The organism is Achromobacter sp. GD03932 (genome assembly GCF_029839485.1).
GTDB classification, from domain to species: Bacteria; Pseudomonadota; Gammaproteobacteria; order Burkholderiales; family Burkholderiaceae_B; genus Achromobacter; species Achromobacter bronchisepticus_A.
Genome location: NZ_JAOCAT010000034.1, coordinates 30004 through 46396 on the forward strand (window position 1 = coordinate 30004; position 16393 = coordinate 46396).

The 16393-nt window shown below is 65.7% G+C and carries 15 protein-coding genes; 6 read left to right on the forward strand and 9 right to left on the reverse strand.

Features of this window, described 5'->3' with window-relative positions:
• Positions 1–87: 87 nt before the first annotated feature.
• Positions 88–423, reverse strand: coding sequence for an AzlD domain-containing protein (locus tag N5C88_RS26150; RefSeq protein ID WP_054449947.1), 336 nt, complete (start codon positions 421–423; stop codon positions 88–90).
• Entirely contained in the window at positions 420–1169 is a 750-nt protein-coding gene (locus N5C88_RS26155) for an AzlC family ABC transporter permease (protein WP_059371643.1), read from the reverse strand. Before N5C88_RS26155 ends, N5C88_RS26150 begins: the two co-directional genes overlap by 4 nt.
• A 196-nt stretch (positions 1170–1365) precedes the next feature.
• On the opposite strand from N5C88_RS26155, the gene N5C88_RS26160 reads away from it, so the two are divergent.
• The 4 genes from N5C88_RS26160 to N5C88_RS26175 all read left to right on the forward strand — a co-directional run bounded on the left by N5C88_RS26160 (position 1366) and on the right by N5C88_RS26175 (position 4163).
• Complete coding sequence (locus tag N5C88_RS26160) at positions 1366–2286, forward strand: branched-chain amino acid transaminase (protein ID WP_059371642.1); 921 nt, start codon at positions 1366–1368, stop codon at positions 2284–2286.
• Between the two features lie 77 nt (positions 2287–2363).
• On the forward strand, positions 2364–2585 hold the full coding sequence (locus N5C88_RS26165; protein WP_059371641.1) for a zinc-finger domain-containing protein: 222 nt from the start codon (positions 2364–2366) through the stop codon (positions 2583–2585).
• A 37-nt stretch (positions 2586–2622) separates the two neighbouring features.
• Entirely contained in the window at positions 2623–3045 is a 423-nt protein-coding gene (locus N5C88_RS26170; protein ID WP_054449940.1) for a nuclear transport factor 2 family protein, read from the forward strand.
• A 17-nt stretch (positions 3046–3062) separates the two neighbouring features.
• A complete protein-coding gene (locus N5C88_RS26175; RefSeq protein ID WP_118932892.1) occupies positions 3063–4163 on the forward strand; it encodes an alpha/beta fold hydrolase in 1101 nt (366 codons plus the stop codon).
• Between the two features lie 25 nt (positions 4164–4188).
• Here N5C88_RS26175 and N5C88_RS26180 read toward each other — a convergent pair whose 3' ends face one another.
• Positions 4189–5700: a M48 family metalloprotease gene (locus N5C88_RS26180; protein ID WP_223283217.1), complete on the reverse strand. Its 1512-nt coding sequence runs from the start codon at positions 5698–5700 to the stop codon at positions 4189–4191.
• Between the two features lie 72 nt (positions 5701–5772).
• Here N5C88_RS26180 and galU point away from each other — a divergent pair, with 72 nt between their 5' ends.
• Entirely contained in the window at positions 5773–6624 is an 852-nt protein-coding gene (gene galU / locus N5C88_RS26185) for a UTP--glucose-1-phosphate uridylyltransferase GalU (protein ID WP_059371638.1), read from the forward strand.
• A gap of 28 nt (positions 6625–6652) precedes the next feature.
• Here the strand turns inward: galU and N5C88_RS26190 are convergent, their stop codons facing one another.
• Entirely contained in the window at positions 6653–8098 is a 1446-nt protein-coding gene (locus tag N5C88_RS26190) for an amino acid permease (protein ID WP_059371637.1), read from the reverse strand.
• Positions 8099–8182: 84 nt separating this feature from the next.
• Positions 8183–9520, reverse strand: a complete 1338-nt coding sequence (locus tag N5C88_RS26195; protein WP_280016534.1) for an FAD-dependent oxidoreductase — start codon at positions 9518–9520, stop codon at positions 8183–8185.
• A 299-nt stretch (positions 9521–9819) separates the two neighbouring features.
• Here N5C88_RS26195 and N5C88_RS26200 point away from each other — a divergent pair, with 299 nt between their 5' ends.
• Positions 9820–10668, forward strand: a complete 849-nt coding sequence (locus N5C88_RS26200) for a MerR family transcriptional regulator (RefSeq protein ID WP_059371635.1) — start codon at positions 9820–9822, stop codon at positions 10666–10668.
• Between the two features lie 31 nt (positions 10669–10699).
• Here the strand turns inward: N5C88_RS26200 and N5C88_RS26205 are convergent, their stop codons facing one another.
• The 4 genes from N5C88_RS26205 to N5C88_RS26220 all read right to left on the reverse strand — a co-directional run bounded on the left by N5C88_RS26205 (position 10700) and on the right by N5C88_RS26220 (position 16389).
• On the reverse strand, positions 10700–11575 hold the full coding sequence (locus N5C88_RS26205; protein ID WP_118932896.1) for a cytochrome c oxidase assembly protein: 876 nt from the start codon (positions 11573–11575) through the stop codon (positions 10700–10702).
• Between the two features lie 87 nt (positions 11576–11662).
• The gene (locus N5C88_RS26210; RefSeq protein ID WP_059371633.1) at positions 11663–12766 is read right to left on the reverse strand and encodes a porin; all 1104 of its coding nucleotides are present in this window, start codon (positions 12764–12766) and stop codon (positions 11663–11665) included.
• Between the two features lie 52 nt (positions 12767–12818).
• Entirely contained in the window at positions 12819–15617 is a 2799-nt protein-coding gene (mgtA, locus tag N5C88_RS26215) for a magnesium-translocating P-type ATPase (protein WP_118932897.1), read from the reverse strand.
• A gap of 421 nt (positions 15618–16038) precedes the next feature.
• Positions 16039–16389, reverse strand: a complete 351-nt coding sequence (locus N5C88_RS26220; protein WP_280016535.1) for a hypothetical protein — start codon at positions 16387–16389, stop codon at positions 16039–16041.
• Between the last annotated feature and the right edge of the window lie 4 nt (positions 16390–16393).

Sequence of the window (16393 nt, forward strand, 5' to 3'; positions counted from 1 at the left end):
CATTGCAAAGGCCTTCCGCCGGCTGTCAGCAAGCGCCCGCCGGGCATACCAGCAGCGTCCACTGGATGGACGTTTTGGCAACGACCTTCAGCCGGCCAGCCAGCGCAGGCCCCAGAGCGCCAGCATGCCGACGATGATGACCAGCACCGCGCTGCGGGTGCGCAGAAAAACCAGGATGGCGAGCACGCCCGCGACCAGCTTGTAGTCGAACACCGGCCCCAGGCCGGCCTTCCACGGCAGCAGGTCGGGCACGATGATGGCGGTCAGGGCGGCGGCGGGCGCGTAGCGCAAGGCGCGGCGCACTCCTTCCGGCAGGGGGATGTAATCGCCGAACAGCATAAAGCCGGCGCGCGTCAGCACGCTGCACAGCGCCAACAGCAGAATGGCGGAATAGACGTAGATCTCGGCGGGCCAGAGGGTCATGCGCGGGCCTTGAAGTAGCGTTCGGCCCAAATGCCGGCGACCACGCCCGCCACCACGGCGGCGGCCAGGCCCAGGCGCAGCGGCAGGACCTGCCCGGTCCAGGCGACCACGCCGGCAGCCAGCATGGAAATCAGCATGGGCTTGGTGTTGGCCAGCGGCACCGTGATGGCCAGCAGCGCCAGCACCGCGGCAAAGTCCAGCGACCAGTCCGTGGGCACCATGGAGCCCAGGTAGATGCCGACAATGGACGAGGTCTGCCAGACGAACCAGCCGGGCGCGATGGCGCCCAGGAAGAACCAGAGCTGCTCGCGGGTGCCGCGCACGGCCGCATCGCCAAAGCGCGGCATGAACAGCACGAAGCCCATGTCGGTCGTGAAATACCCCAACCCGAGGCGCTTGGGCCAGGACAGGTGGCGGAAATAGGGATGCAGCGCCGCGCCGAAAATGAGGAAACGCAGGTTCACCACGCAACCGGCGGCGAAGATCAGCCAAAGCGGCGCGCCGGTGGCGATGAGCGGCAGGGAGGTCAGCTGGGCGGAACCCGCGTAAAGCAGCAGGGTCATGGCCAGCGCCATGGTCTCGGTCAAGCCCGACTTGACCATGGCCACGCCGGTGACCAGCCCCCAAGTGGCGGTGGCGATCAGGGCGGGCACGATGGCGTGCACGCCAGCCCGGAATGCAGCGATACGCTCCTGGCGGACCGCGACGGGGTCTTCGGATTCAGGAAGCGCGGATTCAGAGGACAACGGCTGGCCCCTGGCGATTCGGACAGGACGACATGGAAACTCTAAGGAAAAGGAACGCACGACAACCCGTTCGCCCGCCGGGATCAGTACGCGCGGGCCTGGCGGCGCCGCGCCGGGGCGCGAATAGGCGCGTATTGTAACCTCGCCGCTTGATACAATATGGACCTCGGGATTCTTGGGCGCTTGGGAGTAGACCATGTCGATGGCAGACCGCGACGGCTTCATCTGGTATGACGGCAAGCTCGTACCGTGGCGAGACGCGACCACGCACGTCCTGACGCACTCCCTGCATTACGGCCTGTCGGTATTCGAAGGCGTGCGCGCCTACCGCTCAGAGATCGGCACAGCCATCTTCCGCCTCGAAGACCATACCAACCGCCTCTTCAATTCGGCGCACATCTACCAAATCCCCATGCCCTTCGATCGCGACACGATCAACGAGGCGCAGCGGACGGTCGTGCGCGAGAACCAGCTGGAAGCCGGCTACCTGCGCCCGCTGGTGTTCTACGGCCCCGAAAAAATGGGCGTCTCGCCCAAGGGCGCCCGGGTGCACGTGGCCATCGCGGCCTGGCCCTGGGGCGCCTATCTGGGCGAAGAGGCGCTGTCCGCGGGCATCCGCGTCAAGGTGTCGTCATTCGCGCGGCAGCACGTGAACGTCACGATGCCGCGGGCCAAGGTGGCAACTACCTACGCCAATTCGATCCTGGCCAATACCGAGGCCCTGCAGGACGGCTACGACGAAGCCCTGCTGCTGGACACGGAAGGCTTCGTGGCCGAGGGTTCCGGCGAAAACCTCTTCATCATCAAGGACGGCGTGCTCTGCGAGCCTGAGATCGCCTCCGCCCTGACTGGCATTACCCGCTCCACCATCCATGCGCTGGCCGCCGACCTGGGCCTGCGCGTAGTGACCAAGCGCCTGACGCGCGACGACGTCTACATCGCCGACGAGGCGTTCTTCACCGGCACGGCCGCCGAAGTGACGCCCATCCGCGAAGTGGACAACCGCCAGATCGGCTCCGGCCAGCGCGGCCCGATCACGGAGAGGCTGCAGAAAGCATTTTTTGACGTGGTGAATGGCCGCAACCCGAAGTACCATCACTGGCTGAGTAAAGTCTGATCCGCGCGGTCCGGTCCATGACCTGGCCGCATCATTGCCCCAACCTGCCGATTACCGGTTTTTTTTCAGGAATATCCATGACCGCTGCTGCTCCGGCCGCCGTCCCCCACCCCCACGAAGTCATCGAGGTCGGCGCCGACGACCTGCCCGTGTTCTGTCCGGGCCCCAAGGCGCCGCTCTGGAGCATGCATCCCCGCGTGTTCCTGGACGTGGCCCGCACCGGCTCCGCCAGCTGCGCCTACTGTGGCGCCGAGTACCGCTTGAAGCCCGGCACCGTATTGCACGGCCACGGGCACTGAGTCACCCGCTCTACAACGTCCACCCGTTTCCGCCGCCATGTTCGCCACGCCCGAAGAAGCAGAGCACGCGTTCTACGAAGCCCTCGACCAGGCGGACGTCGTACGCCTGATGCAAGTGTGGGCAGACGACGAGGAAGTCGTCTGCATCCATCCGGGGGGCCTGCGCATCGTCGGCCACTCGGCGGTGCACGATTCCTGGCAGCAGGTGCTGGCCAACGGCCCCCTCCATGTGCGTCCGTTGCGTCCGCTGGTCATGCTCAGCATGATGTGCGCGGTGCACGTGCTGGTGGAACAGGTGGCGGTGCAAACGCGGGAAGGCACGCAATTCGCCAATTGCTACGCCACCAACATCTACCACAAGGGGCCCACCGGCTGGCGCATGGTCATGCACCATGCCTCGCCGGCGCCCACGGAAGCCGGGGTGCTCGACTTGCACGACGTACCCGACATGCTGCACTGAATCGGGTGGATTTTTAGTTGGCCGCTGCTCGTCTTGATACAACGCCCTGCCCCGTCCCCTCCTGGTTGCCCGGAGGCGACAGCCAGACGGTTTACGCCGCCCTGTTCGCGCAGTATCACCGCATCGCATTCGTGCGCGAACGGGTAGACACGCCCGACACCGATTTCGTCGACTTCGATTGGACCGGTCCGGGCCTGTTCCCGCACAAGTCCGCCGACGGCGCGCCCGTCAGCGGCCAGCGTCCGGTCGCCAATGGCAAGACCGCCGCGGCCCGGTGGATGACGGATGCGGACTGGAAGTCCCTGCCGCATACGCCCGATACGCCGGCCCTGATCCTGTTCCACGGCCTGGAAGGCGGCAGCAACAGCCGCTATGCGCAGTCCATCGCGCATCACTTCCGTGCGCGCGGCTGGATCGTGGTGATCGCGCATTTCCGCGGCTGTTCGGGCGTGCCCAACCGCCTGGCGCGCGCCTACTACTCGGGCGATTCGGCCGAGGTCGGCTTCATGCTGAATACCGTGCGCCAGCGCATTCCACATGCGCGCTGGCATGCGGTCGGCGTATCGCTGGGGGGCAACGCCCTGCTCAAGTACCTGGGCGAACACCAGGAGGACACCGGCTGGCTGACGGCCTGCGCGGGCGTGTCCGTGCCGCTGGACCTGGTGGCCTGCGGCAAGACGCTGTCCACCGGCGTGTTCAACCGCAGGGTCTACACCGCCCACTTCCTGAAGACGCTCAAGCACAAGGTGCTGGAGAAGGCGCACCGCTATCCCGGCGCCGTGGACGTCATGCGCATCGCCCATGCGCATGATCTGCGCGAGTTCGACGACACCTACACCGCGCCCATGCACGGTTTTCGCAATGCGCTGGATTACTGGACGCGGGCGTCCAGCAAGCCCTGGCTGCCGAAGATATCCGTGCCGACACTGGTGCTCAATGCCCGCAACGATCCCTTCGTGCCGGCAGCCTCGCTGCCGACGCCCGAGGAATGCTCGTCCACCGTCCTGCTGCATCAGCCCACGGATGGGGGACATGCCGGTTTTCCGACCGGCAGCTTCCCCGCCCACCTGAACTGGCTGCCGCAGCGGCTGGGACGCTTCTTCGAAACTGGCCAGTAGGTCGCAGCGGCGCCCTGCCCGGCGCTCAACCCGACTTGAAGCGTTCCAGCAACTGGCGCTCTTCGGCCAGCTTGTCCTTCACTTCCTTGATCTGCACGTCGATCTGCGACTGCTCGTAGAAGTCGGTGGACATGTTGCGCGCCTGCTGCAGCTGCGACTCCGCGGCGGCGTATGCGCCAGTCATGACGTAGTAGCGCGCCTGGTCGCGGCGCGCAGCCACCGGCTTGCCATTGCGGTCTTCGCTCTGCGCCAGCATCTGGTAGAGGCTGGGTTCGTCGCTGCCCCATTGCTTGATCTTGGCCCGCAGGTACTCCTGCGCGTCCGTGTGGCGGCCGACGCTTTGCAACGCCTGGGCATAGGCAATGCCCAGGGCCCGATGCCCGGGCCAGCGCTTGGTGCCGGCCTGGGCCAGCTCCAGCGCCCTGGGGTACTCCTTGCGGGCCAGGGCGATATCCACGCTGAGCTTGGCCAGCTGGGCCGAGCTGCGGCCGTCCGCCGACGCCAGGCTCCAGTTGCGCTCGGCATCAGCCAGGTTGTTGCGCTGGAACGCCTGCAGCGCCAGGCCGTAGTAGGCGGCCGACTTGCGCACGCCCGACAGCGCCTGGGCCTCGTCCTGCAATTGCTGGCCGGCGGTACGCAGGCTGACCGCGTCGCGGCCCTGCACCACGCGCATCTTGGCGCGTATGTACCAGAAGTCGTCGCTATCCACGTGGCGCGCCACGGGAGACTGGTTGCGCACCCGATTCTGCACGTCCGACATGCGCTCGATGGACAGCGGGTGGGTGCTGGCCCAGGAGCCGCCGCCCGCGCCTTCGTTCAGGCGCGACGCGTTCATCAGGCGCCCGAACATCTGGGCCATGCCTTCGGCGTCGTAGCCCGCCTTGGTCAGCATCTGCAGCCCTGCCCGGTCGGCTTCGCGTTCCGCGTCGCGCGAAAAGCCCAGCTGGCGGTTGATGGCCGCAGCCTGGCCGAATGCCGCCACGCCCATCGCCAGGTTGCCGCCGCCCCCGGCCAGGGCCGCCAGCAGCGCCCCCGCCAGGCTGGCCAGCATCACCATGCTGTTCTGGTTCTGCTGGGTCATGCCACGGGCGATGTGGCGCTGCACGACGTGGCCGATTTCGTGGGCCAGCACCGCCGCCAGCTCGGATTCGCTGGCGGAAGCCACGATCAGCCCGGTATTGACGCCGATGAAGCCGCCGGGCATGGCGAAGGCGTTGATTTCGGGGTCGCGCACGCCGAACATCTCGACCTCGGGGACCGCGCCGGGCGCGAAGGCCGCCAGCTTGCGCCCCATGGTGGTGAGGTACTGGCTGAGTTCGGAATCGTCCACATAGGTCGGGTCACGCCGCCCCTGGGCCATGATGGCTTCGCCCAGGCTGCGTTCCAGCGCGGGGGACAGTTCAGCGGCGGAGGCCGCGCCCATCGAGGGCAGGCCTACGGGCTGCGCCCAGGCGGCGATGGGGATGGCGGGCACGGCCAGGGCCACGGACAGCCCGACGATTGCACCCCGTTTCGCAATCGAGCAAATGGATGGCATTTTCCTGCGGTTCATAAGCCTATGATAGCGATGCGCTTAAAATGTTTCATCGATAGCCCCAACGAGGTCTCAATGCGTCCTGTCCGTAAAGCTGTTTTCCCTGTCGCCGGCATGGGTACGCGCTTCCTGCCCGCCACCAAGGCAATGCCCAAGGAAATGCTGCCCGTGGTCGACAAGCCGCTGATCCAATACGCCGTGGAAGAAGCCGTGGCCGCCGGGATCACCGACCTCATCTTCGTGACGGGGCGCAACAAGCGCGCCATCGAAGACCACTTCGACTCCGCGCCGGAACTCGAATCGGACCTGGAAAGCAAGGGCAAGCACGAGCTTCTGGCCATGGTGCGGGGCATTCTACCCGCGCATGTGAATTGCCTCTATATCCGCCAGTCGGCCCCGCTGGGACTGGGCCATGCGGTGCTGTCGGCCGCGCCTGCCGTGGGCGACGAACCCTTTGCCGTGCTGCTCGCCGACGACCTGATCGACGCCGAACAGCCCGCGCTGAAGCAGCTGATCGACGTGGCCGTGGCGCAGAACGCCAGCGTGCTCGGCGTGCAGGACGTGCCGCGCGTGGACACCCGCAAGTACGGCATCGTGGCCACCCGCCAGGGGGATGCCAGCGCCAACGGCCGCACGGAACGCGTCACCCATATCGTCGAAAAGCCCGACCCTGAAGCCGCGCCGTCGACGCTCGCCGTGGTGGGCCGCTACGTGCTGGAAGCCGCGATCTTCGACCACCTGCGCTCGACCAAGATGGGCGCCGGCAACGAGATCCAGCTGACCGACGGCATCGCCTCGCTGATGCGCGAGCGCGCCGTGTATGCGCACCGCTATGAAGGCGTGCGCTACGACTGCGGCAGCAAGGCCGGCATGTTCCAGGCCACCGTGGCGCTGGGCAAGAAGTACCACGGCCTGCTGCCGGAATAGCCGCAAGCCTGCGGCCATTCATGCCGCGTCAAGGCTTGAGCGCCGCGGCCTCGCTCAGGCCGTTCAAGCCTTGTCCTGGAATCCTCCGCGCCGCGGGCTCCTGGGCCTTCGGCCCGCCAATGCCGAAGCGCTGCGCCGCCACGCCCATCAGGACGATTACAGCGCCCAGCGCGGAGGTATACGCCACCTCCTGGCGATACGTTCCCTCCAGCACCATCGTCAGCAAGGCTGCGCAGATGAACAGAATGACCGCCCAGGTCAGCCAGGGAAACAACCACATCTTGAACTTCAGCTCGACTCCCTGAGCCTGCAGGCGTTGCCGCATGCGCAGTTGGCAGCATGCGATGGTCAGGTAGACAAACAGCGCCACGCAGCCCGTGGTTTGCATGAGGACGTCGTACAGGTCCATCGAGGACGTCGCCATCATGTAGACGGCAACGAATGCGAACACGCTGGATATGACCACGCCCACGTACGGCGCGCCCGAGGAAGCGCCAGTGACAGCCATGATGCGATGCGCGTCGCCACGGCGGGCCAGCGAATAGAGCATGCGCGACGAGACATACAGCGCCGAGTTGAAGCAGCTGCAGACCGAGGTCAGCACGATGGCGTTGACGATCAGCTGCGCGTACGGAATGCCCATCGCGTCCAGCACCACGTTGTAGCTGCCGCGCGTCGGGTCGACCAGGGCGGGGGTGTCATAGGGTACCAGGCAAACCACCAGAAAGATGGACCCTACATAGAACAGGCAGATCCGCCAGACCACCGATCGGATGGCTTTCACGATTTGGCCGCCGGGCTCGGAGGTCTCACCCGCCGCCACCGTGACGACTTCCGCGCCCATCATGGCGAACATGATGCCCAGCAATGCGGTGACCACGGCGCCGGGCCCATTGGGCATGAATCCCCGATCGGTGAGATTGGACATGCCGCCGGCATCGCCGAAGGGCCACAGGTGCACAACCGCCAGCGTGCCGACCACCAGGAACAGGACGATGGCCACCACTTTGATCAGGCCGAACCAAAACTCGAATTCCCCGTAGTTCCTGACGTTCATGAAGTTGACGCCTATCAATCCTAGCGTCAGGAGCAGCGCGTAGACCCAATTGGGCGCCACGGGGAACCAGCCATGCAGAATCTGTCCCGCGACATAGGCTTCCCAACCCATCAGCAGCGCCCAGAAGTACCAGTACAGCCAACCGATGGTGAAACCCGCCCAGCGCCCGATAGCGCGATCCGCGTAGGTCGAAAAAGAACCGGTATCGGGCTGGGCCACGGCCATCTCGCCCAGCATGCGCATGACCAGAAACACCAGGATCCCGCCGCCCAGATAGGCCAGGATCACCGCTGGTCCGGCCAGCGCGATCTGCTTGCCCGACCCCACAAACAAGGCCGCGCCGATGACCCCCGCAATGGAAATCATCGTCATGTGGCGCGATTGCAGCCCACCCTTGAGTCCCTCACCCTTAGACATGCTTTCTCCTTTTACCGCGCCCCCGGTATGGAACGCGCTTGTTTTGGTTATCCCGCGCAGGCCTGATGCACGGCGCGCTTGACGCTAGTCCTCAAGTCCTGCGGGCGCGAACCCAGCCAGGAGCACGTCAAGCCAGCGCGGCGCAAGATCCCGCGCTTCACGCTCTTCCTTTCTACGCACGGCGTTGCGGACCAGCGAACCGCCGAAGTACTTGATGGGTTCGGGCGGAAACCGCTTGGGCTTGCGGTCGACCAGGGCGCAGCGGCGCCACGCATCGTTGCGATCCAGGGCCAGGCTTGCCAGAATCCTGCCGCCCAACAGGCTGGGCGCGACGCCGTTGCCGCTCCAACCCACTCCGTAGTGGATGTGTCCGGTACCGGCCAGGGTGCCGAAAACGGGCAGGCTGTCGTAGGTCCGATCGATCGGACCCGACCACGCATGCGAGACGCGCACGTCGGCAAGCATCGGGTAGGCGCGGCGGAAATCCTGCTCCGCCATCAGGCAGCTTTCTTCGTGGCGGCTGAAGGTGGCGTCGATGACGCCACCCCGGGAAAGCGCGCCCGTGCCCTTGCCGTATGCGATTCGCCCGTCCCGCGTGGTCCGGTAGTACCCGACCATCAACTGCGAGTCGGTGATGGCTTCGCCCCCCGTCCAACCCAGCGCGGCCAGGCGCTCGGGAATCGCCTGCGTCACGACGATGGAACTGTTGACGGGCACGATCAGCCTTGAGATTTCAGGAATGGCGACGGCCCATGCATTCGTCGCCAGCACGACGCTTTTGGCCAGTATCGTGCCCGAGGCGCTGCGGATCACCGCCGGATAGCCGTGGCTCAACTCCAGCACCGGCGTGTTTTCGTGGATCACGATGCCGCGCTCCAGGGCCACCCTGCGCATGCCTCGCACCAGCCTTGCCGGCTGCACCGTGGCGTTGCCGCGTTCGAACACGCCCGCCCTGTGCATGCGAGACCCGGTTCGACGTGCGACGTCCTCCGGCAGCATGTGCTCGAAGGGACGCGCGCCGACCCGGGCGCAGGCCTGGAGCGTGCCCTCCCATGACTCCTGTTGCGCATCGGAAGTGGCCGTCCAGAGCCATCCCCCGCAGCGAAAGTGCGCATCGATGCGATGGCGGCCGCAGAACTGTGCGATTTCATCGATGGCGCGTTCCGAGGCCCGGGCCAGGAACAGCGCATCGTCGACATCCGCGAAAGCAAGCAGCGAAGCGATTTTCGGCCACCAGGACATGGCCATGCCGCCGTTGCGCCCTGAAGCGCCTCCGCCGCAGACGTCCCGCTCCAGGACCACGACCTTGGACTGAGGGCTGAGTTCCTTGATGCTCAACGCCGTCCACAGGCCTACATAGCCTCCACCGATAATCACGATGTCGGCGGCCTGACTGCCGGTCAGCGGCGCACTTGCCTGCAAGGCGGGTTCCGCCTCCCGCATCCAGAAACTGCGTTGCAGGAAAGGTCCGGCCTGGCTTGAATGGTGTGAAATGATCATGAGCAAAGCGGCCCAATCTGGCCGCGCCTGGAATCAAATATATCTACATAATTTCTGTAGGTTGCGATCCTATAGAAGCTGATTTTCGGAAAAAATAGGGGCTTTCCCCCATATTTCCGGTCCTATCATGAAGGATCGTGTTTATATAATTTATCTATATATATTCTGTATGTTCTGCCAGAACAGACCGTCCACCGCGCCAGCACAGGAACTTCACTTGCATGTCTGAGTATCGAATCGGCGACGTCGCGCGCCTCACAGGCACGAACATCTCGACGCTGCGGCTATGGGAGCAACACGGCCTCCTCGTTCCGGCGCGCACCGAAACAGGACAGCGCGTCTACTCAGATGCGGATCTGGCCCGGGTATCCCATATCGTTCGTCTGCGGCAGATCAACGGCCTGAACATGCCCGCGATCCGTCGCGTGCTGGAGGAGTCGCAGGCCGGATCGGCGTCCACGGCGCCACCATCGCCCGCCTCGGGCGCCACGGCATCTCAAGCCCGCGAAATAGCTGACGCGGCCGCGCTCGGACTGCGCTTTCGCACCGCGCGCCGAAGCGCGGATCTATCGCTGAAAGAGGCGTCGGACGAAACCAGCCTGCCCGTGTCCTTCATTTCGACCTTTGAACGGACGGGCCGCGGGGCCACCGTGGCGAGCCTGAAGCTGCTCGCCACCTGTTATGGCACGTCGCTGACGGCCCTGTCGGAAGTACCGCCCAAGCCGTCGCGCAACGCGGCAGAGGTCGTGCGCAAGGGTCAGGAAATACACGCCCCGTCGTTCGGCGCGGGCATCCAGATCCTGCAGCTGGCAACGAGCCTGCCTTCGCTCGACTGCCAGAAATGGGTGCTGGCGCCGGGCGCCCGCAGCGAAGGCGCCTATACGCACCATGGAGAAGAGTGCATCCACGTCATCGCCGGCGAGTTCAGCATTACGGTCGATCTGGCGGCGCCGGTGACCTTGCGCGCCGGAGACAGCATCTCGTTCCTTAGCGGGCGGCCGCATTCGTGGAAAGTCGTCGGCGAGGAAACCGTGGAACTGTTCTGGGTCAATACGCCGAAGAGCTTCTGAGCCCGGCGGCGTACGCCACCCGCCGCGGTTCTCAGGCCGAAGCGGCGCGAGCGCGGGCCTTGGAGCGGGCCAGCGCTTCGCGATCCGCCTTGCGCAAGCGCCCCTTGGCCGATAGCCGCATCAAGGTTCCCAGGGCCACCATCAGGCCGATCACCTCGACCAGCGCCGCCGGAATCCACATGGTCAGGCCGCCTATGGTCTGGTCGGTCTGGGCCGACATGGCGATGGCGCGGCCACATAGTTCGAACAGCGGATAGATGTCGCTTTCGGTGAAGGCGATGACTGCGCCCGCCACCATCTGCGGCAGCATCGTCAGCACGGGCGAAATGACCCGGCCGCCCGGCGTCATGGCCGCCGGCGGCGCGGGCCGGCGATCCAGGATCAGGTTCCAGTACATGAAGCCGCTGATCACCACCGACCAGTTCATCAGGCGGTAGAGACGCCAGTCCAGCATGGAATAGAACTGCACCGACGGAATCAGCCAGACCAGCACCAGGAAGACGAACAGCGTCGGCACGAAGATCTTGTGGGTCAGCACCGCCACCGTCGCGCGGCCGGCGCCGGTGCGCAGGAAGTCACGCAGGCGGATGCGCCAGCGCATGGGCAGGCCCGCCCGCATCACCTGTCCCGGGAACGCCGCCATCACCAGCAACGGCCCCAGATGGTGCAGCACCAGATGCTGGATGCGGTGGATGAAGAACATGCGCTCGGCGTAGTAGTCCAGCCGGGTATGCATGGACAGGTACAGCAGCACCATGCCGGTCCAGAACAGGATGCTGCGGGCGGCGGTCACGCGATGGACCTTTTGGCCGCGCACGAACAGCACGATGGCCACCAGGAAGGAGGCCACCAGCGTGGGAGAGAACTCCCAGGGTATGAGCCATTCGAGACTATCCATGCAAACCATCCGGAAAACGTCGGGGCTGTACGAGGACGGGCGCCATGCGCCGCACCCGCCGATTGTAGTTGACCCCGGCCCGCCCTGCCCCGGCGCTCAGAAACGGTGCGAAATGCCCGTGCCCACCCGCGTGGTGTGGGAGCGGGCAGGATCGAACTGGTCGTCCAGCGTGTAGTTCGACGCATAGCCGGCGAAGGCATAGAGCGTCGTGCGCGCAGACAGGCTGTAGGTATAGCCCAGCGTCATCACCTGCGCATTGCGCGCCGTCATGCCGTTGTCCCAATGCCAGTCCGGGTGCGCCAGCGACCATTGCACCAGCACGGCGCCGGGTCCGACCGGCACGCTGGCCCCGACCAGCCAGGCATCGACCGTGCCGCCGCGTACGAAGGCAGCCGGCCCCAGGCCCATGCCCAGCCCGTCCGGATCGCCCCCGTCCAGCCCGACATCGCCGTTGCGCTGGCGCGACCATGCCAGGGACAGCTTCAGCACCTCGAAGTCATAGGAGGCGCCCAGCTGCACCGCTTGCGGCCGTCCATTGCTGCCCGGCGGGGCGTCGGCCAGGCGCAGTTGGTCCCAGGTGGCGATCGCCAGCAAGGGTCCGTCCTCATATTTCAGGCCGAGGCTGAGCGCGCGGTTGTTGTTGGCCGTTTTGAACTGGTTGCGGTCGTCGGCGTCGAAGGAGTAACCGATGCCGGCCTGGAAACCGCCCCAGACAGGCGTGTAGTAATTGACCAGGTTGCTGAACTGGTAGTTGTCGGACGCCTTGAAGGTGGCGCCCATGCCCATTTCCTTCCAGGACGCGATTTCCAGGGAATTGCCGTAGACCTGGCCTATGGTGTGCTGGCGCCCCAGCCGCAGGTCGCCGAAGCTGTCATGTCCCAGGCCGACCCAGGCGGCGTAATTGAAGAAGCGGTCGTCGTCGGCCCGCTTGCCCGACGAAGGATCGAAGCCGCTTTCCAGCTGGAACCTGGCGCTCCAGCCCCCGCCCATGTCTTCCGCCCCCGTCATTCCCCATAGCGAATCGGTCAGTCCGCCATTGAGCAGACCGCTGTGGCTGCCCTGCCCCGAGACCGTGGTGACGGCCACCCCCGCGTCCACCACGCCGTACAGCGACAGCCCCTGCCCGGTCTCGGCGCTACGCGCCGCCAGGGGAAGGGCCAGGCCCACTGCCATCAGCGCGGCAAAAGTAGCGATTCTCATGCGTTTCTCCTGATTGCGCGGCGGGCTTGCGACCGCCGCGGGCCTTATCGACTTATTGCCAACCGTAGCGGCGGACCCAGATTCCCTTCAGCAACTGCGTCAGCGTGCAGTAGGCCAACAGGATGCCGACCAGCCAGGGGAAGTAGCTCCATGGCAGCGGCTGCAGCTGGAGGTACTCGGCCAAGGGCGAAAACGGCAGCAGCAGCCCCATCGTCACCACCATCAGGGTCATGCCCATCAGCGGCCACGCGGCGCGGCTTTGCAGGAACGGGATCTTGCGCGTGCGGATCATATGGACGATGAGCGTCTGCGACAACAGGCCTTCGACGAACCAGCCCGATTGGAACAGCGTCTGGTGTTCCGCGGAGTTGGCCTGGAAGATGTACCACATGAGCGCATAGGTGGCGATATCGAACACGGAGCTTATCGGACCGAAAAACACCATGAAACGGCCCAGGCCATCGGGGTCCCATTGCTGGGGTTGCTTCAAGAGTTCTTCGTCGACGTTGTCAAACGGAATTGCGGTCTGGGAAATGTCGTACATCAGGTTCTGCACCAGCAGATGAATGGGCAGCATCGGCAGGAACGGCAGGAAGGCGCTGGCCACCAGCACCGAGAAGACATTGCCGAAGTTCGAGCTGGCCGTCATCTTCAGGTACTTGAGCATGTTGCAGAAGGTTTTGCGGCCTTCGATGACGCCGTCTTCCAGCACCATCAGGCTCTTTTCCAGCAGGATGATGTCCGCGGCCTCTTTCGAGATATCGACCGCCGAATCCACGGAGATGCCCACGTCCGCCGCCCGCAGGGCTGGCGCGTCGTTGATGCCGTCGCCCATGAAGCCCACGGTGTTGCCCTGGGCCCGGAGGCTGCGCACGATGCGCTCCTTGTGGGCCGGCGTGAGCCGCGCGAACACATTGGCCTCGCGCACCGCGGCGGCCAGTTGCGCCTCGTCCATCGCTTCGATATCGGCGCCCAGATAGACCTTGCGCACCTCGAAATCCACCTCGCGGCAGACCTTCTGCGTCACCAGCTCCACGTCGCCGGTCAGCACCTTCACCTCGATGCCGGAATCCTTGAGCGCCTTGAGCGCGGGAGCGGTGGATTCCTTGGGAGGATCCAGGAAAGCCATGTACCCGACCAGCACCAGATCGGACTCGTCGGCCACGCCGTAGGTTTGCTGGGTGGGCGGCATTTCCTTGACGCCGACCGCGATGACGCGCAGGCCGTCGCGGTTCAGGTCCGCCGTCACCCGGCGGATGTCGGCCCGGCGGGCAGCGGTCAGCAGATGCTCTTCGTGGCCCACACGCAGGCGGGTGCAAACCGCCAGCATCTCTTCCAGCGCGCCCTTGCAGATCAATTCGTGATGCTCGCGGCCGTTCTCGGTCTCGTTGACCACCACCGACATGCGGCGCCGGGAAAAGTCGAAGGGAATCTCGTCGACCTTGCGGTACTTCGCCGCCAGATCCAGCTTGCGCTCGACCTCGGCGTGCTGCAGCACCGCCACATCCAGCAGGTTCTTCAGGCCGGTCTGGTAGTAGCTGTTGAGATAGGCGTAGGCCAGCACGTCGTCGCTGCTGGCGCCGTACACATCGGTGTGCCGCTCCAGCACGATGCGGTCCTGGGTCAGGGTGCCGGTCTTGTCGGTGCACAGCACGTTCATCGCCCCCAGGTTCTGGATGGCGTCCAGCCGCTTGACCACGACCTTGCGGCGCGACATGCGCACGGCGCCCTTGGCCAGGGTGGCCGTGACGATCATGGGCAGCATTTCAGGCGTCAGGCCCACGGCGATGGCTAGCGCGAACAGCAGCGCTTCCATCCAGTCGCCCTTGGTGAAACCGTTGATCAGCATGACGATGGGCGCCATGACCAGCATGAAGCGGATCAGCACCCAGCTCACGCGGTTGATGCCTTGCTGGAACTGGGTCGGCGCGCGGCTGGTCTGCGTGACGCGTCCGGCCAACTGGCCGAAGTAGCTGCGCGAGCCGGTGGCCACCACCAGGGCGCTGCCCGAGCCGCTGACCACGTTGGTGCCCATGAAGGCCATGTTCTCAAGTTCCAGCGCGTTGGCGGTCTCGCTGCGCTGCGTGGCGTACTTTTCGACCGGCAGCGATTCGCCCGTCAGCGCGGCCTGCGCAACGAACAGGTCCTTGGCATTCAGGATGCGGCAGTCGGCGGGAATCATGTCGCCCGCGGACAGCAGCACCACGTCGCCCGGCACCAGCTCCGCCAGCGGCACCTCGACCTGGCGCGATCCGCTGACATGCAGCGCCACGCCGAAGAATCGGCGGGCGTCGCCCTCGGCGTCGGCTGCCGGGTCGCTGCGCAGCACCGTGGCGGTGTTCTGCACCATGGCCTTGAGCGCCTCGGCGGCGCGATTGGAGCGCTGCTCCTGCGCAAACCGCAACACAGTGGAGATGAGCACCATTGCGCCGATGATGAATACCGCCGTCCAGGACTGGTCGTCGGGTTCGGCCATGCGCACGTCGGTGAGCCAGGACAGCGCCGCCAGCGCGGTCAAAAGCAGGTTGAACGGATTGCGATAGGACAGCCAGAGATGCGTGTACCAGGAGAGCGGCTTTTCGTGGTCGACCTCGTTGGCGCCGTAGCGTTCGCGCGCGGTCTGGGCCTGGGCCTCCGACAGTCCGCCGCGGCTGCTGCCGAACAGGGCGAACAAGGCGCCGAAGCCCATGCGCGACAGGTCCAGCATCTGGCGGTTGGCATGGCGCGCGGTATCGGAGGACGCGGCGGCCGTCGTGGCGCCGCGCTCGGGCATGGGCGAACGGCGGAAATGTCTTGCGCTATGGCGCAGGCCCGCCGCCGACGTAAAGAAGGACTTGAGAAACTTGAACATCGGAGTGCTCCGGTTGTACGTGTAGTTCTTGGAGACACGGACGACCCTGCCCGCTGGCGGCTGCGCGCAGGCGGCAGCGGTCCGCGGCCTTCGCGCAGAAAGCCGTCAAACCGCCGCGTACAGGCGTGCGCAGGCGCCGGGGCAATGTTGCCGGTATCCGGATCGCATGAAATGCGCCGGGTGCGGAAAACGGATGGGAGCTAGCGGAGGAATCGGTACCGGCGGCAGAGGCGCACGCGACGTGGGCCAGGCCGGCGATTCTTGGCTGCGGACTCCGTACGGGCCAGGATGACTATCCTGCCTGTCGGCTCGCAGCGAGGAGGCAGGTCAGACAGGCATGCCGGCGCCACGCACTGGGCGCAATCGAGGCTCGGGGTCTAAGGCACTAGGCATGATCTCTCCTGTGGAAGAAAGGGCGGCTTCAGGCCAGCGCAGCCTGCGTGACTGGCGTGGCTTGCGTGCCGAAGTGCACGTGGCGCACGGCGGGATTGGCGCTCAGGCGGCGCGCCTGCGACATCAGTTCGCCCCGCAATTCCGGGGGACAATTGACGGTGATGCAGGCGGATGCCATGCCAGGATCCCGACCCTGGTCGATCTGCACCTGCGAGACGTCCAGGCCGGCGGCGCTGAAGTCCAGGCAGATCTGCTTGCGCAAGGCGCCCAGCTCGTCGCGCGGACAGATGACCGTCAGACGCGAAGTGCCGCGGCGGCGGCCCAGGGCGGTGGCGCGGTCCACGCCGGCGCGGCGTAGGAACAAGTCGAAGAAACGCATAACG

Excerpts from the sequence above, each read along its gene's own strand:
- N5C88_RS26150 (WP_054449947.1), bottom strand. The coding sequence starts at position 423 with ATGACCCTCTGGCCCGCCGAGATCTACGTCTATTCCGCCATTCTGCTG.
- N5C88_RS26160 (WP_059371642.1), top strand. The coding sequence starts at position 1,366 with ATGTCGATGGCAGACCGCGACGGCTTCATCTGGTATGACGGCAAGCTC.
- N5C88_RS26165 (WP_059371641.1), top strand. The coding sequence starts at position 2,364 with ATGACCGCTGCTGCTCCGGCCGCCGTCCCCCACCCCCACGAAGTCATC.
- N5C88_RS26170 (WP_054449940.1), top strand. The coding sequence starts at position 2,623 with ATGTTCGCCACGCCCGAAGAAGCAGAGCACGCGTTCTACGAAGCCCTC.
- N5C88_RS26180 (WP_223283217.1), bottom strand. The coding sequence starts at position 5,700 with ATGCCATCCATTTGCTCGATTGCGAAACGGGGTGCAATCGTCGGGCTG.
- galU (WP_059371638.1), top strand. The coding sequence starts at position 5,773 with ATGCGTCCTGTCCGTAAAGCTGTTTTCCCTGTCGCCGGCATGGGTACG.
- N5C88_RS26190 (WP_059371637.1), bottom strand. The coding sequence starts at position 8,098 with ATGTCTAAGGGTGAGGGACTCAAGGGTGGGCTGCAATCGCGCCACATG.
- N5C88_RS26200 (WP_059371635.1), top strand. The coding sequence starts at position 9,820 with ATGTCTGAGTATCGAATCGGCGACGTCGCGCGCCTCACAGGCACGAAC.
- N5C88_RS26205 (WP_118932896.1), bottom strand. The coding sequence starts at position 11,575 with ATGGTTTGCATGGATAGTCTCGAATGGCTCATACCCTGGGAGTTCTCT.
- N5C88_RS26210 (WP_059371633.1), bottom strand. The coding sequence starts at position 12,766 with ATGAGAATCGCTACTTTTGCCGCGCTGATGGCAGTGGGCCTGGCCCTT.
- mgtA (WP_118932897.1), bottom strand. The coding sequence starts at position 15,617 with ATGTTCAAGTTTCTCAAGTCCTTCTTTACGTCGGCGGCGGGCCTGCGC.
- N5C88_RS26220 (WP_280016535.1), bottom strand. The coding sequence starts at position 16,389 with ATGCGTTTCTTCGACTTGTTCCTACGCCGCGCCGGCGTGGACCGCGCC.